Origin of the sequence: Caballeronia catudaia, from assembly GCF_001544755.2 — a bacterium.
In the GTDB taxonomy this organism is placed as follows: Bacteria; Pseudomonadota; Gammaproteobacteria; order Burkholderiales; family Burkholderiaceae; genus Caballeronia; species Caballeronia catudaia.
In genome coordinates this window covers 116,006-135,291 of record NZ_FCOF02000011.1, presented here as the reverse complement: position 1 = coordinate 135,291, position 19,286 = coordinate 116,006, and the positions used below count along the sequence as shown (strand labels likewise).

The 19,286-nt window shown below is 65.6% G+C and carries 15 protein-coding genes; 9 read left to right on the top strand and 6 right to left on the bottom strand.

All coding sequences use genetic code 11. The features are described 5' to 3' along the window. Nucleotides 1-51 precede the first annotated feature (51 nt). Both glgX and AWB75_RS14870 read right to left on the bottom strand, forming a co-directional pair. On the bottom strand, nucleotides 52-2,145 hold the full coding sequence (gene glgX, locus AWB75_RS14875; RefSeq protein ID WP_061124840.1) for a glycogen debranching protein GlgX: 2,094 nt from the start codon (nucleotides 2,143-2,145) through the stop codon (nucleotides 52-54). A gap of 76 nt (nucleotides 2,146-2,221) precedes the next feature. Beyond that, nucleotides 2,222-4,906: a LuxR C-terminal-related transcriptional regulator gene (locus AWB75_RS14870; RefSeq protein WP_061124839.1), complete on the bottom strand. Its 2,685-nt coding sequence runs from the start codon at nucleotides 4,904-4,906 to the stop codon at nucleotides 2,222-2,224. 139 nt (nucleotides 4,907-5,045) lie between these two features. On the opposite strand from AWB75_RS14870, the gene AWB75_RS14865 reads away from it, so the two are divergent. The 3 genes from AWB75_RS14865 to AWB75_RS14855 are packed head-to-tail and all read left to right on the top strand — an operon-like array spanning nucleotide 5,046 to nucleotide 7,684. Then, nucleotides 5,046-5,795, top strand: coding sequence for a universal stress protein (locus AWB75_RS14865; RefSeq protein ID WP_061124838.1), 750 nt, complete (start codon nucleotides 5,046-5,048; stop codon nucleotides 5,793-5,795). A gap of 48 nt (nucleotides 5,796-5,843) precedes the next feature. Then, nucleotides 5,844-6,824 (top strand): quinone oxidoreductase family protein, encoded by a 981-nt coding sequence (locus AWB75_RS14860; RefSeq protein ID WP_061124837.1) that lies wholly within the window; start codon nucleotides 5,844-5,846, stop codon nucleotides 6,822-6,824. Between the two features lie 11 nt (nucleotides 6,825-6,835). Further along, the gene (locus AWB75_RS14855; protein ID WP_061124836.1) at nucleotides 6,836-7,684 is read left to right on the top strand and encodes a TauD/TfdA dioxygenase family protein; all 849 of its coding nucleotides are present in this window, start codon (nucleotides 6,836-6,838) and stop codon (nucleotides 7,682-7,684) included. Nucleotides 7,685-7,723: 39 nt separating this feature from the next. On the opposite strand, the gene AWB75_RS14850 is transcribed toward AWB75_RS14855, so the two are convergent. Together AWB75_RS14850 and AWB75_RS14845 are read right to left on the bottom strand one after the other, a co-directional pair. Continuing rightward, the gene (locus AWB75_RS14850; RefSeq protein ID WP_061124835.1) at nucleotides 7,724-8,956 is read right to left on the bottom strand and encodes a Zn-dependent hydrolase; all 1,233 of its coding nucleotides are present in this window, start codon (nucleotides 8,954-8,956) and stop codon (nucleotides 7,724-7,726) included. 37 nt (nucleotides 8,957-8,993) lie between these two features. After that, on the bottom strand, nucleotides 8,994-9,953 hold the full coding sequence (locus tag AWB75_RS14845; RefSeq protein ID WP_061124834.1) for a GlxA family transcriptional regulator: 960 nt from the start codon (nucleotides 9,951-9,953) through the stop codon (nucleotides 8,994-8,996). 119 nt (nucleotides 9,954-10,072) lie between these two features. Between AWB75_RS14845 and AWB75_RS14840 the strand changes: the two genes are divergently transcribed. The 3 genes from AWB75_RS14840 (at nucleotide 10,073) to AWB75_RS14830 (ending at nucleotide 12,691) form a co-directional block, all read left to right on the top strand. Beyond that, complete coding sequence (locus tag AWB75_RS14840) at nucleotides 10,073-10,867, top strand: SDR family NAD(P)-dependent oxidoreductase (protein ID WP_061124833.1); 795 nt, start codon at nucleotides 10,073-10,075, stop codon at nucleotides 10,865-10,867. A gap of 125 nt (nucleotides 10,868-10,992) precedes the next feature. Continuing rightward, nucleotides 10,993-12,402: a PD-(D/E)XK nuclease family protein gene (locus tag AWB75_RS14835; protein ID WP_061124832.1), complete on the top strand. Its 1,410-nt coding sequence runs from the start codon at nucleotides 10,993-10,995 to the stop codon at nucleotides 12,400-12,402. Beyond that, nucleotides 12,383-12,691 carry a cyclic-phosphate processing receiver domain-containing protein gene (locus AWB75_RS14830; protein ID WP_061124831.1) on the top strand — a complete coding sequence of 103 codons (309 nt, stop codon included), beginning with the start codon at nucleotides 12,383-12,385 and terminating at the stop codon, nucleotides 12,689-12,691. Before AWB75_RS14835 ends, AWB75_RS14830 begins: the two co-directional genes overlap by 20 nt. A gap of 10 nt (nucleotides 12,692-12,701) precedes the next feature. On the opposite strand, the gene AWB75_RS14825 is transcribed toward AWB75_RS14830, so the two are convergent. Then, nucleotides 12,702-13,913: an MFS transporter gene (locus AWB75_RS14825; protein WP_061124901.1), complete on the bottom strand. Its 1,212-nt coding sequence runs from the start codon at nucleotides 13,911-13,913 to the stop codon at nucleotides 12,702-12,704. Here AWB75_RS14825 and AWB75_RS14820 point away from each other — a divergent pair. Then, nucleotides 13,880-15,130, top strand: coding sequence for an acyltransferase family protein (locus AWB75_RS14820; RefSeq protein WP_143746438.1), 1,251 nt, complete (start codon nucleotides 13,880-13,882; stop codon nucleotides 15,128-15,130). The genes AWB75_RS14825 and AWB75_RS14820 overlap by 34 nt on opposite strands. Here the strand turns inward: AWB75_RS14820 and garD are convergent. Beyond that, entirely contained in the window at nucleotides 15,108-16,700 is a 1,593-nt protein-coding gene (gene garD, locus AWB75_RS14815; protein ID WP_061124829.1) for a galactarate dehydratase, read from the bottom strand. The genes AWB75_RS14820 and garD overlap by 23 nt on opposite strands. Nucleotides 16,701-16,903: 203 nt before the next feature. On the opposite strand from garD, the gene kdgD reads away from it, so the two are divergent. Beyond that, on the top strand, nucleotides 16,904-17,821 hold the full coding sequence (gene kdgD / locus AWB75_RS14810) for a 5-dehydro-4-deoxyglucarate dehydratase (RefSeq protein ID WP_061124828.1): 918 nt from the start codon (nucleotides 16,904-16,906) through the stop codon (nucleotides 17,819-17,821). 97 nt (nucleotides 17,822-17,918) lie between these two features. Beyond that, nucleotides 17,919-19,274 carry an MFS transporter gene (locus AWB75_RS14805; RefSeq protein WP_061124827.1) on the top strand — a complete coding sequence of 452 codons (1,356 nt, stop codon included), beginning with the start codon at nucleotides 17,919-17,921 and terminating at the stop codon, nucleotides 19,272-19,274. The last annotated feature ends 12 nt before the right edge of the window (nucleotides 19,275-19,286 follow it).

Below are 19,286 nucleotides of genomic sequence, written 5' to 3'. Positions count from 1 at the left end.
TATTAATAGGCGTTTTGCGCCGCGCAGTCCAGCGCCGCCGCGTGCATTATTTCAGAGCGATTCCAGCACGACGACGCTGCGCGCTTCGACGCGGCACACGCCGCGCTCGATATCTGCCGTTTCGCTATCCGGAACAATATCGCGCGGTGCTTCGGCCGACGTATCGACGATGCGCCGCCAGCTTCGATGGTCGAGGACGGGCAACGCGGCATCGCGGGCATCGTCGTTCATGTTCAAGACGATATGCAGCATCGGCTCGTCCGGCGCGTGCCCCGCGAGCGTCAATGCGACGAAGCGCGCGCCGCGGTCGTGCCACGCGGGTTCGTCGAGGCGCTCGCCGTGCCATGCGACGTCGGGATGCGTCTGTCCGCTTTCGGGCCGCCCCGTCAGAAAGCGGCGGCGTCGCAGGCTCGCGTGACGCTTGCGCAGCGCGATCATCTCGCGCACGAAGCGCAGCATGTCCCGCGCGTCGTCGGGGAGACGCCAGTCCATCCACGAGAGCGCGTTGTCCTGACAGAACGCGTTGTTGTTGCCGCGCTGGCTGCGCAGGATTTCGTCGCCGGCGAGGAGCATCGGCACGCCCTGGCTCAGCAGCAGGATCGCCATGAAGTTGCGCGCCTGCCGAAGGCGCAGGCCGATGATCGCTGGATCGCCACTCTCGCCTTCCGCGCCGCAATTCCACGACAGATTGTCGTTGCTGCCGTCGCGATTGTCCTCGCCGTTCGCCTCGTTATGCTTCGTGTCGTAGCTGACGAGATCGTTCAGCGTGAAGCCATCGTGACACGTGACGAAGTTGATGCTGTTCGCGGGCAGCCTGCCATCGTCCTGATAGAGATCGGCGCTGCCCGCGATGCACGTGCACACCTCGCCGACGATGCCCGGATCGCCACGCACGAAGCGCCGGATCACGTCGCGGTAGCGCCCGTTCCATTCGGCCCACGCCATGCCGGGAAACGCGCCGACGTGATAGAGGCCGCCCGCATCCCACGCCTCGGCGATCAGGGGCACGCGCGCGAGCACCGGCGATGCTTCCATCGCCCAGGGCAAAGGCGGCGTGGGCAGCAGCTCGCCCTGCGCGCCGCGCGCGAAGACGCTCGCGAGATCGAAGCGAAAGCCGTCGACGCCGAGATCGCGCACCCAGTATTCGAGACAGCGCATGATGAACGCCGACACGAGCGGATGATTGCAGTTCACGGTATTGCCGCAGCCGGTGTAATCGCGGTAGTGCCGCGCATCGTTCGTATCGACTTGATAAAAGGCCTCGTTGGCGAACACCTTGAAGTGGATCAGCGGCCCGTCTTTTCCAGCTTCCGACGTGTGATTGAACACGACATCGAGCAGGACGCGAATGCCGGCGTCATGCAATGCATCGACGAACTGGCGAAACTCCTGCGGCGCGCGCGCAGGCTCGACGCAATAGCGCGGATGCGGGCTGTAAAAGCTGTGCGTGCTGTAGCCCCAGTAGTTGCAGAGGCCGCGCGCGGCGGCGAAGGCGGGAATGTCCTGCTCGTCGAAGGCCATGACCGGCAGCAGTTCGACATGCGTGACGCCGAGCGCCTTCAGATAAGGAATCTTCTCGATGAGACCCGCGAACGTGCCGGGCTGGCGCACGCCGCTCGACGGATGCCGCGTGAAGCCGCCCACGTGCAGCTCGTAGATGATGGCGTCGTCGAGCGTGCGGACGTCCACGTCCTGGCGGGGCGCGCCGAGCGGCTCCGTGACGATCGCCCTGAGCGACACGTGTCCGGCCGTCTCCGCAACGGCCGCCTGCCGGCGCTGATAGAAGCGGTCGCTCACGCCGCGCGCATGCGGATCGAGCAGTTCCTTGCGGCTCGCGGCTTCGTCGCTCATCTGCGGCACGCGCAGCGGCCCGTGCGCGCGCCACGTGTAGCAGCAGCGCAGCGGAAGATCCTCGACGAGCACATGCCAGAAGAAGAACGTGCGGTTCGCTTCACGCGTCAGCGCGACGATTTGAAACGGCTCGACGCTTTCTTCCGAGGCATATAGCAGCAATTCGAGGTGCGTCGCATGCCGGCAGAACGTGCAGAAGTTGACGCCGCCCTGCACCACCGTCGCGCCGATGGGAAAGCGCGAGCCGGGCTGCGTGCCGTAGCTGCGGCGAACGCGCGCTTCAGGGCTCTCCAAGATCGTTCCTCACGGGACGCGTCACACTCAGCAAGCATATGTGACGCGCCGGGGAATACAAGCAGCACGATGCGTGCTATTGCACGCCTTCGAGCAGCCCGAGCGCGATGGCGCGCCGCACCGCGTGCTTGCGCGAACTCGCGTCGAGCTTGCCGAAGAGATTCTTCAGATGCCACTTGACGGTGCCCTCGCCGACCGCGGCCGCGAGCGCGATTTCCTTGTTGCTCAGGTTGCGCGCAAGCAGTTCGAGCATCTCGCGCTCTTTCGGCGTGAGGATGACGCTCGGCAATGCGCGCGGGCCGCCCGCGGCCGAGCGCGGCGGCGGACGCACGACGTGCGGCGGCACCACCGGCCGTTCGCCGGGCGGCATCTGCCCGTCTTCGCTCACGCGCCGGGCCCAGTCGGCGAGCGCGGGATGCGCGTCGATCAGCACGCGTCCGAGGTGATAAGTGCGCGCGAGATTCAACGCTTCGAGGAAAGGCGCATGGCCTTCGCCGCTCGCGCGTTCGAGCGCGAACGCGCGCAAGGCCATCAGTGCGATGCGCTGGCGGCCGAGTTTCATCGCCGTGGCGATGCGTTCGGCGCGCTCGAACGGTTCGATCGCGGCGCGCCAGTCCTGCCGCGCCACTTCGGCGCTGCCGTGCGCCATCGCCTGAAGCATCTGCACCGATTCGCGCCAGATCGGCCCGCGCGCGGCGGCATGTTCATCGACGATGGCGTCGATACGCGCGACGAGCGCATCGCAGGTTTGCGCGCGGTAGCGGCCCGCGTGCGCGCTCACCTGCTCGGCGAGACTCGTCACGCACAGGCGCGGCAGATTGCGCGCGACGCCCATCGCGTGAAGCATTTCGAGCAGATCGAGGGCGCGATGCTCGTCGCCGCGCAAGGCCGCGATGCGCGCCGCCGTGCGATACGCGAGCACGACGGTTTCGGGCAGCGCGGCGCGTTCGAGCACATCGAGCCGATTGGCGAGCAGCGCGCCCGCCTCGTCGATGCGATCGTCCTCATACGCGATCGACGCGCACGTCGCAGCGAACATGCACGTGAGCGGATGGCGCCTGCCGAGATCTTCTTCGGCGCTCGCGAGCGCGGGCAGCAGCACGCTTTCGGCGAGCTTCACCTGCCCTTCCTGCAGGAACGTCAGGCCGACCATGTGATCGCCCCAGCGCACCAGATAGCCGTGACCCTTGCCGATCTGCTCGCGCGTCATCGACTGCTGCAGACGCCGCGCCTGCGCGGGCTCGCCGAGCAGCATCGCGCGGGCGGCGAGGCGGTTCGCGTGCGCCTGGGCGAGCCACGAATCCCTGGCGGGCGGCGTCTGCGCCCACGGCTCGAAGAGCGTGAGGAAGGCGTCCGGATCGTCGGCGTACCAGGCGGCCGCGCTCAGGATCAGCGCGCATTCGTAGCGCAGGGCATCGTCGGCTCCGGAGGATGCGAGCACGCGCTCGACCTGACGCTGCGCCTCGCTGTGCCGTTCGCCGAGCGCGAGCGCCCACGCCACCGCTAGACGCAGACGTGGGCGCTTCTCCAGCTCCGGCTCCGGCAGACGTTCCAGCCAGTCGAGCACGGTGCCGAGCTGGCCCTGCTTCACGGCGTCGTGCAGCGATTGCTCCGCGAGCTCATACGCGTGCTCGCGCTCGCCCGCCGCATGCGCGTGACGCGCCGCCTGTTCGAGCATGCCGCGCGCGCCGAGCCAGCGCGCCGCGCGCCGGTGCAGATCGGCGCGCTGCATGTCCGCGAGCGCGGCGAAGCGCGTTTGCAGCACGTCGCGCACGAGCGGATGCAGCCTGCACCAGTCGCTCTCTTCGGCGGTGACGAAAACGGGCGTGTCGCGCGCGAGGCGCAGCAGGCGTTGTGGCGCGGCGGGATCGTCGGTCAGGGCGGCGCACAGGTCGGGATGCAGCACGTCCACGACACTGATGCCGACCAGAAAGCGTTCATCGTCCGATGACAGTTCCTTGAGCAGCGCGGCCACCAGCGGCTCGCGCAAGCCGCGCGGCCCCGCCGCGAGATTGTCCAGCGCGGCGCGCGGGTCCTGCGCGCGCGACATCGCCGTGAGCGCGAGTTGCAGGCCGAGCGGCCAGCCGTCGGTGATTTCGAAGAGGCGCGCGCTCGAATCCGCGTCCACGCGCGCGCCGAAGCGCTGCGTGACGAGCGCGATGGTTTCATCGACGCGAAAGCGCAGCGCCTCCGGACCGACGAGTTCGGCCTGCCCGTAGGCGAGCAGTTCCGCCGCGGGCTTGTCCAGCCCCTGCCGCCCCGCCGCGACGATACGCAGGTTCTGCGGCGCGTTGTGCAGCACGTAATCGAGCAGCGCCGCGCCCGATGGCGGCAATCGGTCCGCGTCATCGACGATCAGCACGACATCGAGCGAAAGCTGCGCCAGTTCCGCGAGCCACGCCGTCGCGAGATCGAATGCGCCGGCGCTCGCGCCCGGGCTTTCGACGATCAGCCGGCCGAACGCAGGCCGCGCGCAGGCGGCGCGCACCGTGTGGACGAGCGCGCGCAGGAAGCGCCCGGCGTCGTCGCGCTCGTCGGCGAGCAGCCACGCGACGGCCGCGCCGCGCGCCAGAAACTCGCGCCGCCATTGCGCGAGCAGCGAGGTCTTGCCGTATCCCGCGCCCGCCTGCACGAGCACGATCTGGCTGCCCGCGCCCGGCATGCTCGCCGCGTGGAGGCGCGCGCGCGCGAGCAGGCCGGAAGGCGCGCGCGGCGCCATCGTCTTCAATACGAGTTCGGTGGATGGGGAGTCGGTGGGCATCGGGCGGTTTCGTGTTTCGCTCAAGCATGGTTCCTATGATGCGCGCGCGTCAAGCCCTCCCGCCGCGAGAGGGGCGCGCGCGCCATGCCCCCACTACGATGCATTCAATCGTGCAACTGCAAGACGAAGGATCATCATCATGTATCGACATCTGCTCGTGCCCGTCGAGCGCAGCGACGCGTGCGTCGAGGCGATTGGCCATGCGGCCGAGCTCGCGCGGACGCTCGGCGCGCGCATCACGTTCGTTTGCCGCGATACCGGGGAAAAGCACGGCGCAAACCACGGCCACGACGCGGCGCAGCATCGGCATGCGCGGGCGCTGCTGGCGCGCGCCGAAGCCGCGGCGCGGGCGCAGGGCGTGCCGTCATCCGTGCTGGCGGCCGAGGCGCGCGCATCGCGTGATTACGACCTCGTGTGCATCGCGCAGGGCAGCGCCGTGCCGCCTCTGGCGGGCGTCGCCGTACTGATCTGCCCGGTCGACGCGCGTCCGATGGTCGCGAAAGCGGTCGGCGCGCTGCTGGCCGCGCATCGCGCGCGCTCGGACGCCTACGACGACGCGCTCTGCATGAAGCGGCCCGATGCGCGAACGATCGAGCGTCTTCAGCAAGCGCATGACGAAGACTCCGCGCTGACGACGGCGCTGCGCAACCGAACCTCCGCGCTCGACGCCGAACTCGATGAACTCGCGCGTCTCGCGGAACGCGAAGCGGCCTTGCTCGCGCGGATCGCGGAATCGGCTGCGAAAGGCGATGTGATCGAAGACCGCTTGCACGCGTGCGCGGGTTTCGCGTGGGAACGCATGGGACGCATCGAAGGCGCGGTGCTGCCCGCCGCGCGCCGCTATCTGCGCGATGACGACTGGAACGCGCTCGCCGCCGGCGCACACTGAACCCACTGAACCCACCGAACACACAGACCGAATCAGGAGACGAACACAATGGCACATGCAATCCGCTTTCACGAAACCGGTGGACCCGAAGTCCTGCGCTGGGAAGAAGTCGGCGTCGGCGATCCCGGCCCGTCCGAAGTGCGCCTGCGTCACGAGGCGGTCGGACTCAATTTCGCGGATACGTATTTCCGCTCCGGCCTCTATCCGGTGCCGCTGCCTTCGGGCATGGGCGTCGAGGCGGCGGGCGTCGTCGAGAAGGTGGGCGCGAACGTCACGCATCTGAAGGAAGGCGACCGCGTGACCTACACTGGGTTCATCAACACGCTCGGCGCGTACAGCACGGAGCGCATCATTTCGGCCGCGCCGCTCATCCGGCTGCCCGATGCGATCGACTGCACGCGCGCCGCCGCGATGACGATGCGCGGCCTCACCGCCGCCTATCTGATGACGCGCATCCGGCGCTTCGAGCGCGGCGACACGCTGCTCTTGCACGCGGCGGCGGGCGGCGTCGGGCTGATCGTGTCGCAATGGGCGAAGCTGCTCGGCGTCACGGTGATCGGCACGGTATCGAGCGATGCGAAGGCGCAGGTCGCGCGCGAGCACGGCGTGGCGCACGCGATCGACTACAGCCGCGAGGATGTCGCCGCGCGCGTGCGCGAACTGACCGATGGCAAAGGCGTGAACGCGGTATTCGACAGCGTCGGCAAGACGACCTTCCACGCATCGCTCGATTCGCTCGCGCGGCGCGGATTGATGGTCTGCGTCGGCACGGCATCGGGTCCGATCCCGCCCTTCGATCCGCAATTGCTCGCGATGAAAGGCTCGCTGTATCTCACGCGCCCGGCGCTTGCCGATTACATCGCCGATCCCGCCGAGAAGGACGCGCTCGCCGCCGAACTGTTCGATCATGTCGCGAGCGGTCGCATCCGCATCGAGATCAATCAGCGCTATGCGCTCGCCGATGCGCAGCACGCGCACCGCGATCTCGAAGCGCGCAAGACCACGGGTTCATCCGTGCTCGTCGTCTGAGGAGGCACAGCATGCGTATCGAACAACTCACTTGCGCGATCGGCGCCGAACTCACGAACGTGAGGCTCGCCGACGCCATTCACGACGACGCGCTTTTCGCCGAGATCCGCGCCGCATTGCTTGCGCATCGCGTGCTCTTTCTGCGCGATCAGGAGATCACGCGCGCCGAGCATGTCGCGTTCGCGCGGCGCTTCGGCGAGCTTGAAGATCATCCGGTCGCGGGCAGCGATCCCGAGCATCCGGGACTCGTGCGCATCTACAAGAATCCGGACCAGCCCAACGACCGCTATGAGAACGCATGGCACGCGGACGCCACCTGGCGTGCGGCGCCGCAGTTCGGCGCCGTGCTGCGTTGCGTGGAATGCCCGCCGGTCGGCGGCGACACGATGTGGGCGAACATGGTGCTCGCGTACGAGAAGCTGCCCGCGCACGTGAAGGACCAGATCGCGGAATTGCGCGCGCGGCACAGCATCGAGGCGAGTTTCGGCGCGGCCATGCCGATCGAAAAGCGTCTCGCGCTCAAGGCGCAGTTTCCCGATGCCGAGCATCCGGTCGTGCGCACGCATCCCGAGACCGGTGAGAAAGTGCTGTTCGTCAGCGCGTTCACGACGCACTTCACGAACTATCACACGCCTGAGCGCGTGCGTTTCGGGCAGGACGCGAATCCCGGCGCGGGACAGTTGCTCGCGTATCTCGTGAGCCAGGCTTATATCCCGGAGTTTCAGGTGCGCTGGCGCTGGACGAAGAACAGCATCGCGATCTGGGACAACCGCAGCACGCAGCATTACGCCGTGATGGACTATCCGCCCTGCCACCGGAAGATGGAGCGCGCGGGGATCATCGGCGACGTGCCGTTCTGATGTTCGATGCCGGTTCTCTCCGGCATCGCTGAACTCCCGCTATGCGTGCAACGTCCGGAGAATCTCCGCAGCCGCCCGTGCGGCCACTTCGCAACCTTTTACGATATGCGCCTCGGCCGTATCCTCGATGAAGTCGTGACTGACTCCGCCGATGCTCGGCACGAACAGCATGCACGCCGGCATGTGATGCGCGAGCAGCTGCGCATCGTGCGACGCGCCGCTCGGCATGCGTTCCCATTGCCCCGGCGCGAGCGCTTCGGCAGCCTGCGCCAGATGCGCCTGCAACGCCGCGTCCATCACGACGGGTTCTTCCGGCGGCTCGCTGTCGGCGATCGCGACGCCGACCTTGCCTTCATCGTTGAAATCGCGGATCAGCGAAGCGAGCGCGGCTTCCATCACGCGCAGGCGTTCCGCGCTGGCGTCGCGGAATTGCAGGTACATGTCCGCCGCGCCGGGCACCACGCTGAACGAGCCCGGATCGAGCTCGATGCGGCCCACGGTCCAGACCGTATCCGCATCGGCGAGCGGGCGGAACGCGTCGTCCATGCGCGCGACGAACGCGACGAGCGCCGCGCCCGCGTCGCGGCGAATCGACATCGGCGTCGTGCCCGCGTGATTGCGCTGCCCGGTGAAGCGCAGCCGAAGTTCGCGGATGCCGACGATCGTCGTCACCACGCCGATCGACTTGCCGTGCGCCTCCAGACGCCCGCCCTGCTCGATATGCGGCTCCAGGTAGGCCTTGTGGCGCGTCGCGTCGAGCCGCACGCGCGGCGTGCCCGCGAGGCCGGCTTGCGCGAGCGCATCGGCGAGCGACAGGCCTTCGCGATTGCGCGCGCCGCGAATGGCTTCGTCGACATCGTCGCCGACGAAACTGCGGCTGCCGAGAAAGCCCGAGAACGTGCCCTCTTCGTCGATCCACGATGCGACGTCCACCGCGAAGCCGCGCGTCTCCTCGCATTCGGCGAGCGCGCGGGCTATCTCCAGACCGTAGATGACACCGAGCGCGCCGTCGAGCCAGCCGCCCGTCGGCTGCGTGTCGGTGTGCGAGCCGATCAAAAGCGCCGGACCCGCATTGCGCGAGCGGCCGAACACGGTGCCGACGCCATCGATGGCAGCGGTGAGGCCCGCGTCGTTCATCCGGCTGGCGAGCCAGCGTCGCGCGTCCATATCGACAGGCGAAAGGGACAAGCGCACGACGCCCGGCCCCGTCGCGCCGAACGTGCGCAGATGTCTGAGGTCGCTCAGCAAGCGGTCGGGATCGATCTTCAACACGGCGTGTCCTCGTTGTGCGTGGAAAGTGCGTAAGTTATCAGACCTGGTTCCGCGCTTCCTGCCGCATCTCGCGCCGCACTTCCTGCGGCGGCACGCCGAAGCCGCGCATGAACGCCTCGCGCATGTGACGCCGGTCCCTGAAGCCTGTTTCGAGCGCGATCGCTTCGAGCGAATGACGGCTCGTTTCAATCATCAGACGCGCCGCTTCCAGCCGCAGTCCTTCGATGGCCTTCGCCGGCGACTGCCCCGTCTCCTGCGTGAACACGCGGCTGAACTGGCGCGGACTCAGATGCGCCTCGTCCGCGAGCTCCTCGACCGTTAGCGGACGGTTCAGGTTCTTGCGCGCGTAGTTCAGCGCGTTCTGGATGCGATCCGACTTAGGCGCGAGATCGAGCATTTCCGAATGCTGCGACTGGCCGCCCGCGCGGCGCTGATGCATCACGAGCTTGTGCGCGACGGAACGCGCGAGTTCCGCGCCGAGATCCTTCTCGACCATCGCGAGCGCGAGATCGAGGCCGGCCGTCATGCCCGCCGAGGTCCAGATCGGACCATCGACGATAAAGATGCGGTCCGCCTCCACGCGCACATCGGGAAAAAGCCGCTGCATGTCGCGCGCATAGGCCCAATGCGTGGTCGCGCGCCGGTTCGCGAGCAGGCCCGCCTCCGCGAGCACGAAGCCGCCCGTGCAAATGCCCGCGACGCGCCGCGCCCGCGTGCTCGCGCGGCGCAGAAACGCGAGCGCTTCGGCGGGCGGCGGCAGCGTGAGCGGCGTGGTGACGCCCGCGGCGATCCACGTGTCCATCGCGGTGCGCGGCGTGATCTTGCGCGTGCCGACGGGCAAGCCGAGCGACGAGCGCACTTCGCCGCCGTGCATCGAAAAATTCTCGACGCCGTAGACCGGCTCGCCGGACACCTCGTTCGCCATTTCGAAGACCGTCTGCGACGCGAGCGCCATGATCTGGAAGCCGTCGCTCAATAAATAGCCGATGCGGTGCATGTCGTTTTTCCGTCGCGGTGATGTCTCGAATCACTACCCTATACGTCATTTGCGCCACGGTCAAATTCGACCAGAATGCATTCACGCAATCGACCACCTTATTCGCACGGAGTGAAATCATGACGCAGCAACATCCTGGCACGGCGCTCGTCACGGGCGCATCTTCGGGCATCGGCGCGGTCTATGCCGAGCGCCTTGCGCGACGCGGCTACGACCTCGTTCTGGTCGCGCGCAATCGCGACCGGCTCACGGCGCTCGCGCAGCGCATCACGAACGAGACGCGCCGCAACGTCGAAATCATTGATGCCGATCTGGGCGACCGTCACGCGCTCGGCGCCGTCGAAGCGAAGCTGAAAGAAGACGCGAGCATCACGCTGCTCGTGAACAACGCGGGCGTCGGCACGCATACACCTTTGCTCGACAGCAATGTCGATGCGATGACCCGCATGATCAACCTCAACGTGACCGCGCTCACGCGTCTGACGTATGCGGCGGTGCCGGGTTTCGTGGCGCGTGGAAATGGCTCGGTGATCAACATCGCGTCGATCGTGAGCATCGCGCCGGAGCTGCTCAACGGCGTGTACGGCGGCACCAAGGCGTTCGTGCTCGCGTTCAGCCAGGCTTTGCACAAGGAACTGTCGGGCACGGGCGTGCGCATTCAGGCCGTGCTGCCCGGCGCGACCGCCACCGACTTCTGGGAAACGGGCGGCCTGCCGATCGAGAACCTCGACCGCGCGATCGTCATGTCGGCGAGCGATCTGGTCGATGCGGCGCTCGTCGGCTTCGACCGCAACGAGTTCGTGACGATTCCATCGCTGCACGACGGCGCGAAGTGGGATGCGTATGAAGCCGCGCGTCAGGCGATGAGCCCGGAGCTTTCGACGGACACCCCGGCGGCGCGGTACGCGGCGTAATTCTCGTAAGTGCAGTGGCGTATCTGGACCGGGAACGCAGCGAAGATTTAGCGAGCGACAGCCTGCGTTTGCCGGTCTTCCGGATGGCATAATTCGTCACAATTAATAACAAGTGGGCGAATCGAATGACCGAATGGGGTTCCGAAGAACTGTCGCCCGAGAGCGAAGCTTGCGTGTCGAGGTTCTTCGAAAAGTACGATGCGTTCGACAAGAAGCGCGAGTGCCAGAAAGAACAAGGGGGAAACGACTACAGCCTGCTGCGTTCCGTGTTTCGCCGCCTCAGCGACGAAGTCGATCTGCATTCCCGTTTTCTCTGCTCGATGCTGGACCCGTCCGGCCCGCACTTTCGGCGCAGCGCTTTTGGCGAGGCATTCATGTCGGTCCTCGGATATCCCGGATGGCTCGACTGGGCCACGACGCGAGTGCGCCGCGAACACGAATGCATCGACCTATACATGACGGACGGCAAGCGGCACGTGCTGATCGAGAACAAGATTCACGCGATGGATCAACCCGGCCAGGTCCGCCGATACATAGACCAGGTCAGAGGTCCGAGCGGTCCGGAACAGATGCCGATGGAGGCGGACGACCTGCTCTTCGTCTATCTTTCCAATGGACGCGACGGCCCGACTGAGAAGAGCCTGAAGCCGTACGAACTTCGCAGCTCGCCTCTCGAAACGTATGTCGTCGATCAAGCGGGACAGCGCGTCGCCCGCTTCGTCAACGCGCATTATCTGACCCATGTTCTTCCATGGACCGCGATGTGTCTCGCATCGGTCAAGAACGTTGACAACCTTCGTAATGCGTTTTCCGAATATCAAGGCGTGGTCCAGCGTATCACCCGAACTTACAAGAGTTACGTCATGAGTCTCGAAGATTTTCTGCTTGAAGATTCGCGCGATCTGGCTAGCCGCTCGCGCGTGCGTTTTGCGTTCGAGATCGCCGAAATGCTGCCCGAGATCAAGGCGAACTGGCTCAGCAAGATGTTCATAGATGGCTTGAACGACATGCTTGACGAAGAGGTCAGGGACGGTCGCCTGGTTCTCATCGCTGACGACGCTAGTAAAGCGCTCCGGCCATTGCAATTCGATCGCGACCATGCACGTCTGTTTTTTCCAAAAAGCGGAAAACGAGGCGTCAAGGGAAAGGGAAGATTCTGGCGCGTAGCAACCGGGCCAGGTCGTGACGCTGCGGCGCTTGCCGTGCTCTTCGGCTCGACCCACTTGCACATCGGCTTGCTGCCGATTAAGCGCTTGTCAGAAGGCGTCGAATTCAACGAGAACACGGCGCTTCACGCGTTCGATCTCCGGAGCGACGGACAGGTGTTCGAATTCAAGCGCCACAGCGGCATCAACGGGACGTTCAAAGGCCTCGTCTCGTGGACTGTATCGCTCGACACGGAAATCGAACACCTCGCGAATTTCGAAGGCAGCCGCGTGGCACTCGTCGTCAAGGCGCTGATTAAGCACGCGTTCGAGGGCAATGCATCGTTCCCGCCCGCGACGGAGGTCGCAATTGAAGGTCTTCCTCGATGACTTACGGGAAGCGCCAGCCGGCTGGATGAGAGCATACTGGCCAGCCGACGCCATCGCGTTGCTGGAGACAGGCGAGGTCAGCGATCTGAGTCTCGATCACGATCTCGGCGACGACGCGCGCGGAACGGGCTATGACGTCATCCTCTGGATCGAAGAAGCGGTTGCGCTTCGAGGATTCACGCCGCCGCGCATCGTCGTGCACTCGGCGAACCCGGCAGCGGTGGAACGAATGAACGCCGGAATCGCGGCGGTCGAAGCGCTCGTTGCTGCACGGACATCGCCGAAATGAAATGAACGGTTCAATCAGCCCGTGACGGCGCATCCGATATCAAGGGCCTGACACACATCACGAGCGGAGCCAGCGCGATCGCGGCGCCCGCGAAAAAAGTTATTGATGCGCCGTTGCGATCCCAGATCCAGCCCGCGATCGCGCTCGACAACACCATGCAGACTCCGCTCGCGAGATTGAACACGCCGAATGCGGTGCCGCGCAGCGCGGGAGGCGCGGATTGCGCCACCATCGCGGCGAGAATGCCCTGCGTGAAGCCCATGTGAAGCCCCCACAAGGCGACGCCCGCGAACAGCGCGAGCGTCGAGGTTCCGGCGCCGAGCAGCACATCGGCCGCGATCAGCAGAACGAGGCCGCACGCGAGCAGCGCGCGCGGATTCCATCGATCGGACAACACGCCGACCGGATAGGCGCTCAGCGAATACGTGAGGCTCATCACCACCATCACGGCCGGAATCCACGCGAGGCCGAGTCCGGTCTGCTGCGCCCGCAGCACGAGAAATGCTTCGCTGAAGCGGGCGAGCGTGAAGGTCGCGCCGATCGCGACGACATACCAGTAGCGCCCGGAAAATTCACGTATCGAGTTCCAGTGCAGCGGCGAGCGAAATACGCGTTGCGTACTCGCGCGTTCGGGTTCGCGAACGCCGAAGAGCAGGACGGCGACCGCGATGAACGCCGGCGCCGCCGCGAACCACAGCACCGTGCGAATCCGGTCGGACAGCGCGAGCATCAGCGCGATCGCGAGCAAGGGGCCGACGAATGCGCCGATGGTGTCCATCGACTGCCGCAGGCCGAAGCAGGCGCCGCGGATTTCCGGCGGCGCGACGTCCGCGACGAGCGCATCGCGCGGTGCGCCGCGAACGCCCTTGCCGACGCGGTCGAGCAGACGCGCGGTTGCGACCACGGCGGGTGTATCGGCGAGTGGGAACAGCGGCTTGGCCATGGCCGCGAGACCGTAGCCGAAGAGCAGCAAGCCCTTGCGCCGGCCGAGCCAGTCGCTGAGCGAGCCGGAGAAAACCTTCACGATCATCGCTGTCGCTTCGGCGGCGCCTTCGAGCGCGCCGAGCGCGGTGACGCTCATGCCCATCGTCGTGACGAGGTAGATCGGCAGCAGCGCATGCACCATCTCGGACGACACGTCCATGAAGAGACTGACGACACCGAGCGCCCAGACGGTGCGGGGAATCCTTGCTCGATCAGGCGCTGCGGCGTTCGATGTCATCAGGCGCTTCCGCTGAATTTCGAGACTGTCGGCCAAAGCAAAAGATACGCCTTGCTAACATTCCGCTCCACGGTTTTTTGGCAAGGGCGATGGTGGCCGCAAACAAGAATAATTTCGATTTCCTAAGGTTGACGGCGGCATTCATGGTGCTCTTCGCGCACCAGTTCGCATTGCTCGGCCGCGCGGCGCCGGACATCGGCGCGCGCTTCGACCCGGGTGCGATCGCGCTCTACACCTTCTTTGTCATCAGCGGATACCTCGTCGTTCAAAGCTGGATCGCAGACCCGCATGTATGGCGCTTCGTAGCCAGGCGCGTGCTCCGGATCTGGCCCGCGCTTGTCTTCACCACGGTTGCCTGCGCGTTCGTTCTCGGCCCGCTCGTTTCGACGTTGTCCGCGGGCGAGTATTTCCGCTCGCACGAGACCTACGCGTACTTTTCGTGGCTCCGGATGCGCGCAACGTTCGATCTGCCGGGCGTATTCGAGAACCTTCCGTATCCTCGCGCAGTGAACGGCTCCTTGTGGAGCGTCCCGCTGGAAGTCCACTGGTATCAAATACTGGTGGTGGCCGCGTTGGCCGGCCTCATGCGGCATCGCTGGGCCGTGATTGCCGCCACGCTGGCATTCGCCGTGTATCACTTCGGCGTCTATCGCGCGCAGACCAGCGAGCCGCAGTGGACGAACGAATTCGGCCTGTTCTTCTGCACCGGCGTCTGTCTCTATCTGGTTCGTGATCTGTGGATCGACCGGCGGATCGTCGTCGCGCTTGGCGTATCGGCCGTTGCGGCCATCGTCGCGGGAATCGGCCAGCCAGTCATCGCCGCGTGGGTCGCGTGGCCGTTTCTCGTGATCGCCTTCGGCACCGCCTCGACGCCTTTTCTGCGTAGTTTCGGTCGCTTTGGGGACTTTTCCTACGGCGCCTACGTTTTCGCTTTCCCGGTTCAGCAGACGCTCATCTGGGCGACGTCGGCGAAGTGGCCGGTCGGATCGTATCTCGCCGTCGCCGCTGCGCTCACGCTGGCCCTTGCGTTCGTGTCATGGCATTGCGTGGAAAAGCCGGCGATGCGGCTCAAGCCGCGCCGGCCGGCACAAGCGCCAGCCAGCCCGCTGCGCACCCTGGCGGAGCCGCTGGCGTGGCTTCGCGCCGTTCTGCCGACGCTCGTCAAGGACGTCTTTCGACGCCGCACGCCTCGAATCAGGTCACCGGCGCCGGATTGAACAGCACGAGCGCGTTATGCAGCTTGAGCGCCTCGGCCTTCGTCTGCTTCTTGCCGCTCGCGACATCGAGCATGAGCCGGAACAGCTCCCAGCCCACATCGGCGATGGTCGCTTCGCCCGTTGCGATGGTGCCCGCGTTCACGTCCATCAGATCGTGCCAGCGGCGCGCGAGATCCGAACGCGTCGCGACCTTGAGCACCGGCACTTCGGCGAGGCTGTACGGCGTGCCGCGCCCCGTCGTGAACACATGCAGGTTGATGCCCGCCGCCAGTTGCAGCGTGCCGCAGATGAAATCGCTCGCGGGCGTCGCCGCGTAGATCAGACCCTTCTGCTTCACCTTCTCGCCCGGCGACAGCACGCCTGAAATCGCCGAGCTGCCCGACTTGACGATGGACCCCATCGCCTTCTCGACGATGTTCGACAGCCCGCCCTTCTTGTTGCCCGGCGTCGTGTTCGCGCTGCGATCCGCGCCGCCGCGCTTCAGATAGTCGTCGTACCACTGCATCTCGCGGATGATCGCCTGCGCGACTTCGCCGTTCGCGGCACGCGCCGTGAGTTGCGCAACGCCGTCGCGCACTTCGGTGACTTCCGAGAACATCACGGTGGCGCCGGCGCGCACCAGCAGATCGGTCGCGAAGCCCACGGCCGGATTCGCCGTCAGGCCGGAAAACGCATCGCTGCCGCCGCACTGCACGCCGACGACCAGATCCGCCGCGGAACAGGTCTCGCGACGGCGATTGTTCAGGCGCTTCAGATGCGTCTCGGCCATGTGCATGATCGAGTCGATCATCGACGCGAAGCCGACATGCGATTCATCCTGCAGCACGACCGTGCCGCCGTTGTCGTCGTGCATGTTGTCGCCGATATCGGCCACGTCTTCCGTTTCCGCCGATGCCGCCGCGATCGGGATCGTGCCCGGCGGCATCAGGCGCTCCGGCTGCAGCTTCTCGCAGCCGAGGGACACCATCATCACTTCGCCGCCGAAGTTCGGATTCAGCGAGATGTTGCGCACGGTGCGGATCGGCACCATCGCGTCGGGCGCGTCGATGGCCACGCCGCAGCCATAGGTGTGGCCGAGACTCACGACATCGTCGACGTTCGGATAGCGCGGCAGCAGTTCCGCCTTGATGCGCGTCACTGCGTGCTGCACGACGTCCGCGACGCACTGCACGGTCGTCGTGATCGCGAGGATGTTGCGCGTGCCGACCGAGCCGTCCGCGTTGCGATAACCCTCGAACGTAAAACCTTCCAGCGGCGATTCGTCCGGCGCCTTGATCGTCGCCATCGGCAGATCGTGCAACTCCGGCGGCGTCGGCATGCGCGTGACGTGCTCGTTGATCCAGCTTCCCTTCGGCAGCGGTTTCGTCGCGTAGCCGATCACCACGTTGTAGCGGATCACCGCGTCGCCTTCCGCGAGGTCCTTCAGCGCGACCTTGTGGCCCTGCGGCACGCGCTCGCGCAGCACGAGGCCGTCGGCGAACGTGGCGCCTTCGCCAAGCCCGCCGTCGTTCACGACGATCGCGACGTTGTCGTCCGGATGGACACGGATATAGAGGGGAGACTGATTCATTCTGACGAATCCTTGTGCAAACACACCGCGCGACTGCGGCTGGAGTTATGTCATCCTACAACATAGACAGTCACAATTGGTTAGTATTTACCCGTATTCATTGATTTCAAAGCGTTAAATGGGTTGTCTGATGACAGTCTGTGTTGTACGATGACTTATGAGATCGGCAGTCGCCGGTCGCCGAACATCGAGACCTCATCCCCATGACGACACCGCAAGAACTGAAGCAAATCGTTTCCGAAGGCCTGCTCTCCTTCCCTGTGACGGACTTCGACCAACAAGGCAACTTCCGCGCGGACACGTATGCAGAGCGCCTCGAATGGCTGGCTCCGTACGGTGCTTCGGCGCTGTTCGTCGCGGGCGGCACGGGAGAGTTCTTCTCGCTGACGCAACCCGAATATTCGCAGATCGTGAAGACGGCGACCGAAGTGTGCCGCGGCAAGGTGCCGATCCTCGCGGGCGCGGGCGGCCCGACGCGCACGGCTATAGCGTTCGCGCAGGAAGCCGAGAAGCACGGCGCGCAAGGCGTTCTGCTGATGCCGCACTACCTGACGGAAGCATCCCAGGACGGCATCCGCAATCATGCGGAAGAAGTGTGCAAGGCCGTGCCGAACATGGGCGTCATCATCTACAACCGCGCGAACTCGAAGCTCAACGCCGACATGCTGGAACAGCTCGCGGAAAGCTGCCCGAACCTGATCGGCTTCAAGGACGGCGTCGGCGAGATCGAGAACATGGTGACGATCCGCCGCCGCCTGGGCGACCGCTTCTCGTACCTCGGCGGCCTGCCGACGGCTGAAGTCTACGCCGCCGCCTACAAGGCGCTGGGCGTGCCGGTGTACTCGTCGGCGGTGTTCAACTTCATCCCGAAGACGGCGATGGAGTTCTATCGCGCGATCGCCGCTGACGACCACGCGACGACCGGCCGTCTGATCGACGAATTCTTCCTGCCGTACCTGAAGATCCGCAATCGCAAGGCGGGTTACGCGGTGTCGATCGTCAAGGCGGGCACGACGCTCGTCGGCCACAGCGCGGGCCCGGTGCGCGCGCCGCTGACCGATCTGACCGGCGAAGAGATGGAACAGCTCGACGCGCTCATCAAGAAGCTCGGCGCGCAGTAAGCGAAATCGCAGGAGACACGCAAAGCGTGCTTCGCGCATAAGGGCCGCCATAGGCAACGCAGGCGGCCCTTCGTGCATCAGATTCAGGAGGAAGGCCATGTCGATGAGCCGCGCCGCGAATCCCGCGGACGTCATGAAGCGCAGCAAAGTGCGCTATCTCATACTGTTGCTGATCTTCGTGATCACGACGTTCAATTACGCGGACCGCGCGACCTTGTCCGTGACCGGCTCGGCGATGCGCGCCGAATTCGGTTTCGACGCGATCCGCATGGGTTACATCTTCTCGGCGTTCAGCTGGGCGTATGTGCTGTCGCAAGTGCCCGCAGGCTGGCTGCTCGACCGCTTCGGCGCACGGCGCGTGTATGCGGCGAGCATCTTTCTGTGGTCGCTCTTCACGCTGCTGCAAAGCTCGATCGGCCTGCTCGGCAGCGCTGCCACCGCGGTGACGGCGCTTTTCGTGCTGCGTTTCATGATGGGCGCCGCCGAAGCGCCCGCGTTTCCGGCCAATGCGAAAGTTGTCGCGAGCTGGTTCCCGACGCAGGAACGCGGCACGGCATCCGCCATCTTCAATTCGGCGCAGTATTTCGCGGCCGTGATCTTTACGCCGCTGATGGCATGGCTCACGCATGCGTTCGGCTGGCATCAGGTGTATATCGTGATGGGCGCCGCGGGTCTCGTGCTCGCGCTCACGTGGCTTTCCGTGATGAAAAATCCGGCGGACCATCCGCGCGTGAACAAGTCGGAGCTCGACTATATCGAGGAAGGCGGCGGGCTCGTGCAGGGGCATCAGCGCGCAAGCGGCGCGGCGCGTGCGTCGGGCAATCGCGTGGGCTGGCCGATCGTGAAGCAACTGCTGACCAACCGCATGCTGCTCGGCGTGTATCTCGCGCAATACTGCATCAACGTGCTCACGTACTTCTTCCTGACGTGGTTCCCGATCTATCTCGTGCAGGCGCGTCACATGACGATTCTGCAGGCGGGATTCGTGGCGTCGCTGCCCGCGATCTGCGGCTTCACCGGCGGCGTGCTCGGCGGCGTGATCTCCGATGGCCTCATCCGCCGCGGCAAGTCGCTGACGTTCGCGCGCAAGGTGCCGATCGTCGGCGGGATGCTGCTGTCGTCGTGCATCATCGGCTGCAATTACGTCGATACGGACTGGCTCGTGGTCGCGCTGATGTCGCTCGCGTTCTTCGGCAAGGGCATCGGCGCATTGGGCTGGGCCGTGGTCGCGGATACGTCGCCGAAGGAAGCCATCGGGCTTTCCGGCTCGATCTTCAACATGTTCGGCAACGTGGCGGGTATCGTGACGCCGATCGTGATCGGCTATCTGGTCGCGCAGTCGGGCTCGTTCAACGGCGCGCTCGCGTTCGTCGGCATCAATGCGCTGATCACGGTGTTCAGTTATCTCGTGATCGTGAAGGACATCAGGCGCGTGGAATTGCGGCAGGTCTGAGCACCACGGTTC

What these genes read in the sequence shown, in the direction of transcription:
- AWB75_RS14835 (WP_061124832.1), top strand. Translation starts at nt 10,993, where the DNA reads ATGACCGAATGGGGTTCCGAAGAACTGTCGCCCGAGAGCGAAGCTTGC.
- AWB75_RS14865 (WP_061124838.1), top strand. Translation starts at nt 5,046, where the DNA reads ATGTATCGACATCTGCTCGTGCCCGTCGAGCGCAGCGACGCGTGCGTC.
- AWB75_RS14845 (WP_061124834.1), bottom strand. Translation starts at nt 9,953, where the DNA reads ATGCACCGCATCGGCTATTTATTGAGCGACGGCTTCCAGATCATGGCG.
- AWB75_RS14825 (WP_061124901.1), bottom strand. Translation starts at nt 13,913, where the DNA reads ATGACATCGAACGCCGCAGCGCCTGATCGAGCAAGGATTCCCCGCACC.
- garD (WP_061124829.1), bottom strand. Translation starts at nt 16,700, where the DNA reads ATGAATCAGTCTCCCCTCTATATCCGTGTCCATCCGGACGACAACGTC.
- AWB75_RS14805 (WP_061124827.1), top strand. Translation starts at nt 17,919, where the DNA reads ATGTCGATGAGCCGCGCCGCGAATCCCGCGGACGTCATGAAGCGCAGC.
- AWB75_RS14870 (WP_061124839.1), bottom strand. Translation starts at nt 4,906, where the DNA reads ATGCCCACCGACTCCCCATCCACCGAACTCGTATTGAAGACGATGGCG.
- AWB75_RS14860 (WP_061124837.1), top strand. Translation starts at nt 5,844, where the DNA reads ATGGCACATGCAATCCGCTTTCACGAAACCGGTGGACCCGAAGTCCTG.
- kdgD (WP_061124828.1), top strand. Translation starts at nt 16,904, where the DNA reads ATGACGACACCGCAAGAACTGAAGCAAATCGTTTCCGAAGGCCTGCTC.
- AWB75_RS14855 (WP_061124836.1), top strand. Translation starts at nt 6,836, where the DNA reads ATGCGTATCGAACAACTCACTTGCGCGATCGGCGCCGAACTCACGAAC.
- AWB75_RS14840 (WP_061124833.1), top strand. Translation starts at nt 10,073, where the DNA reads ATGACGCAGCAACATCCTGGCACGGCGCTCGTCACGGGCGCATCTTCG.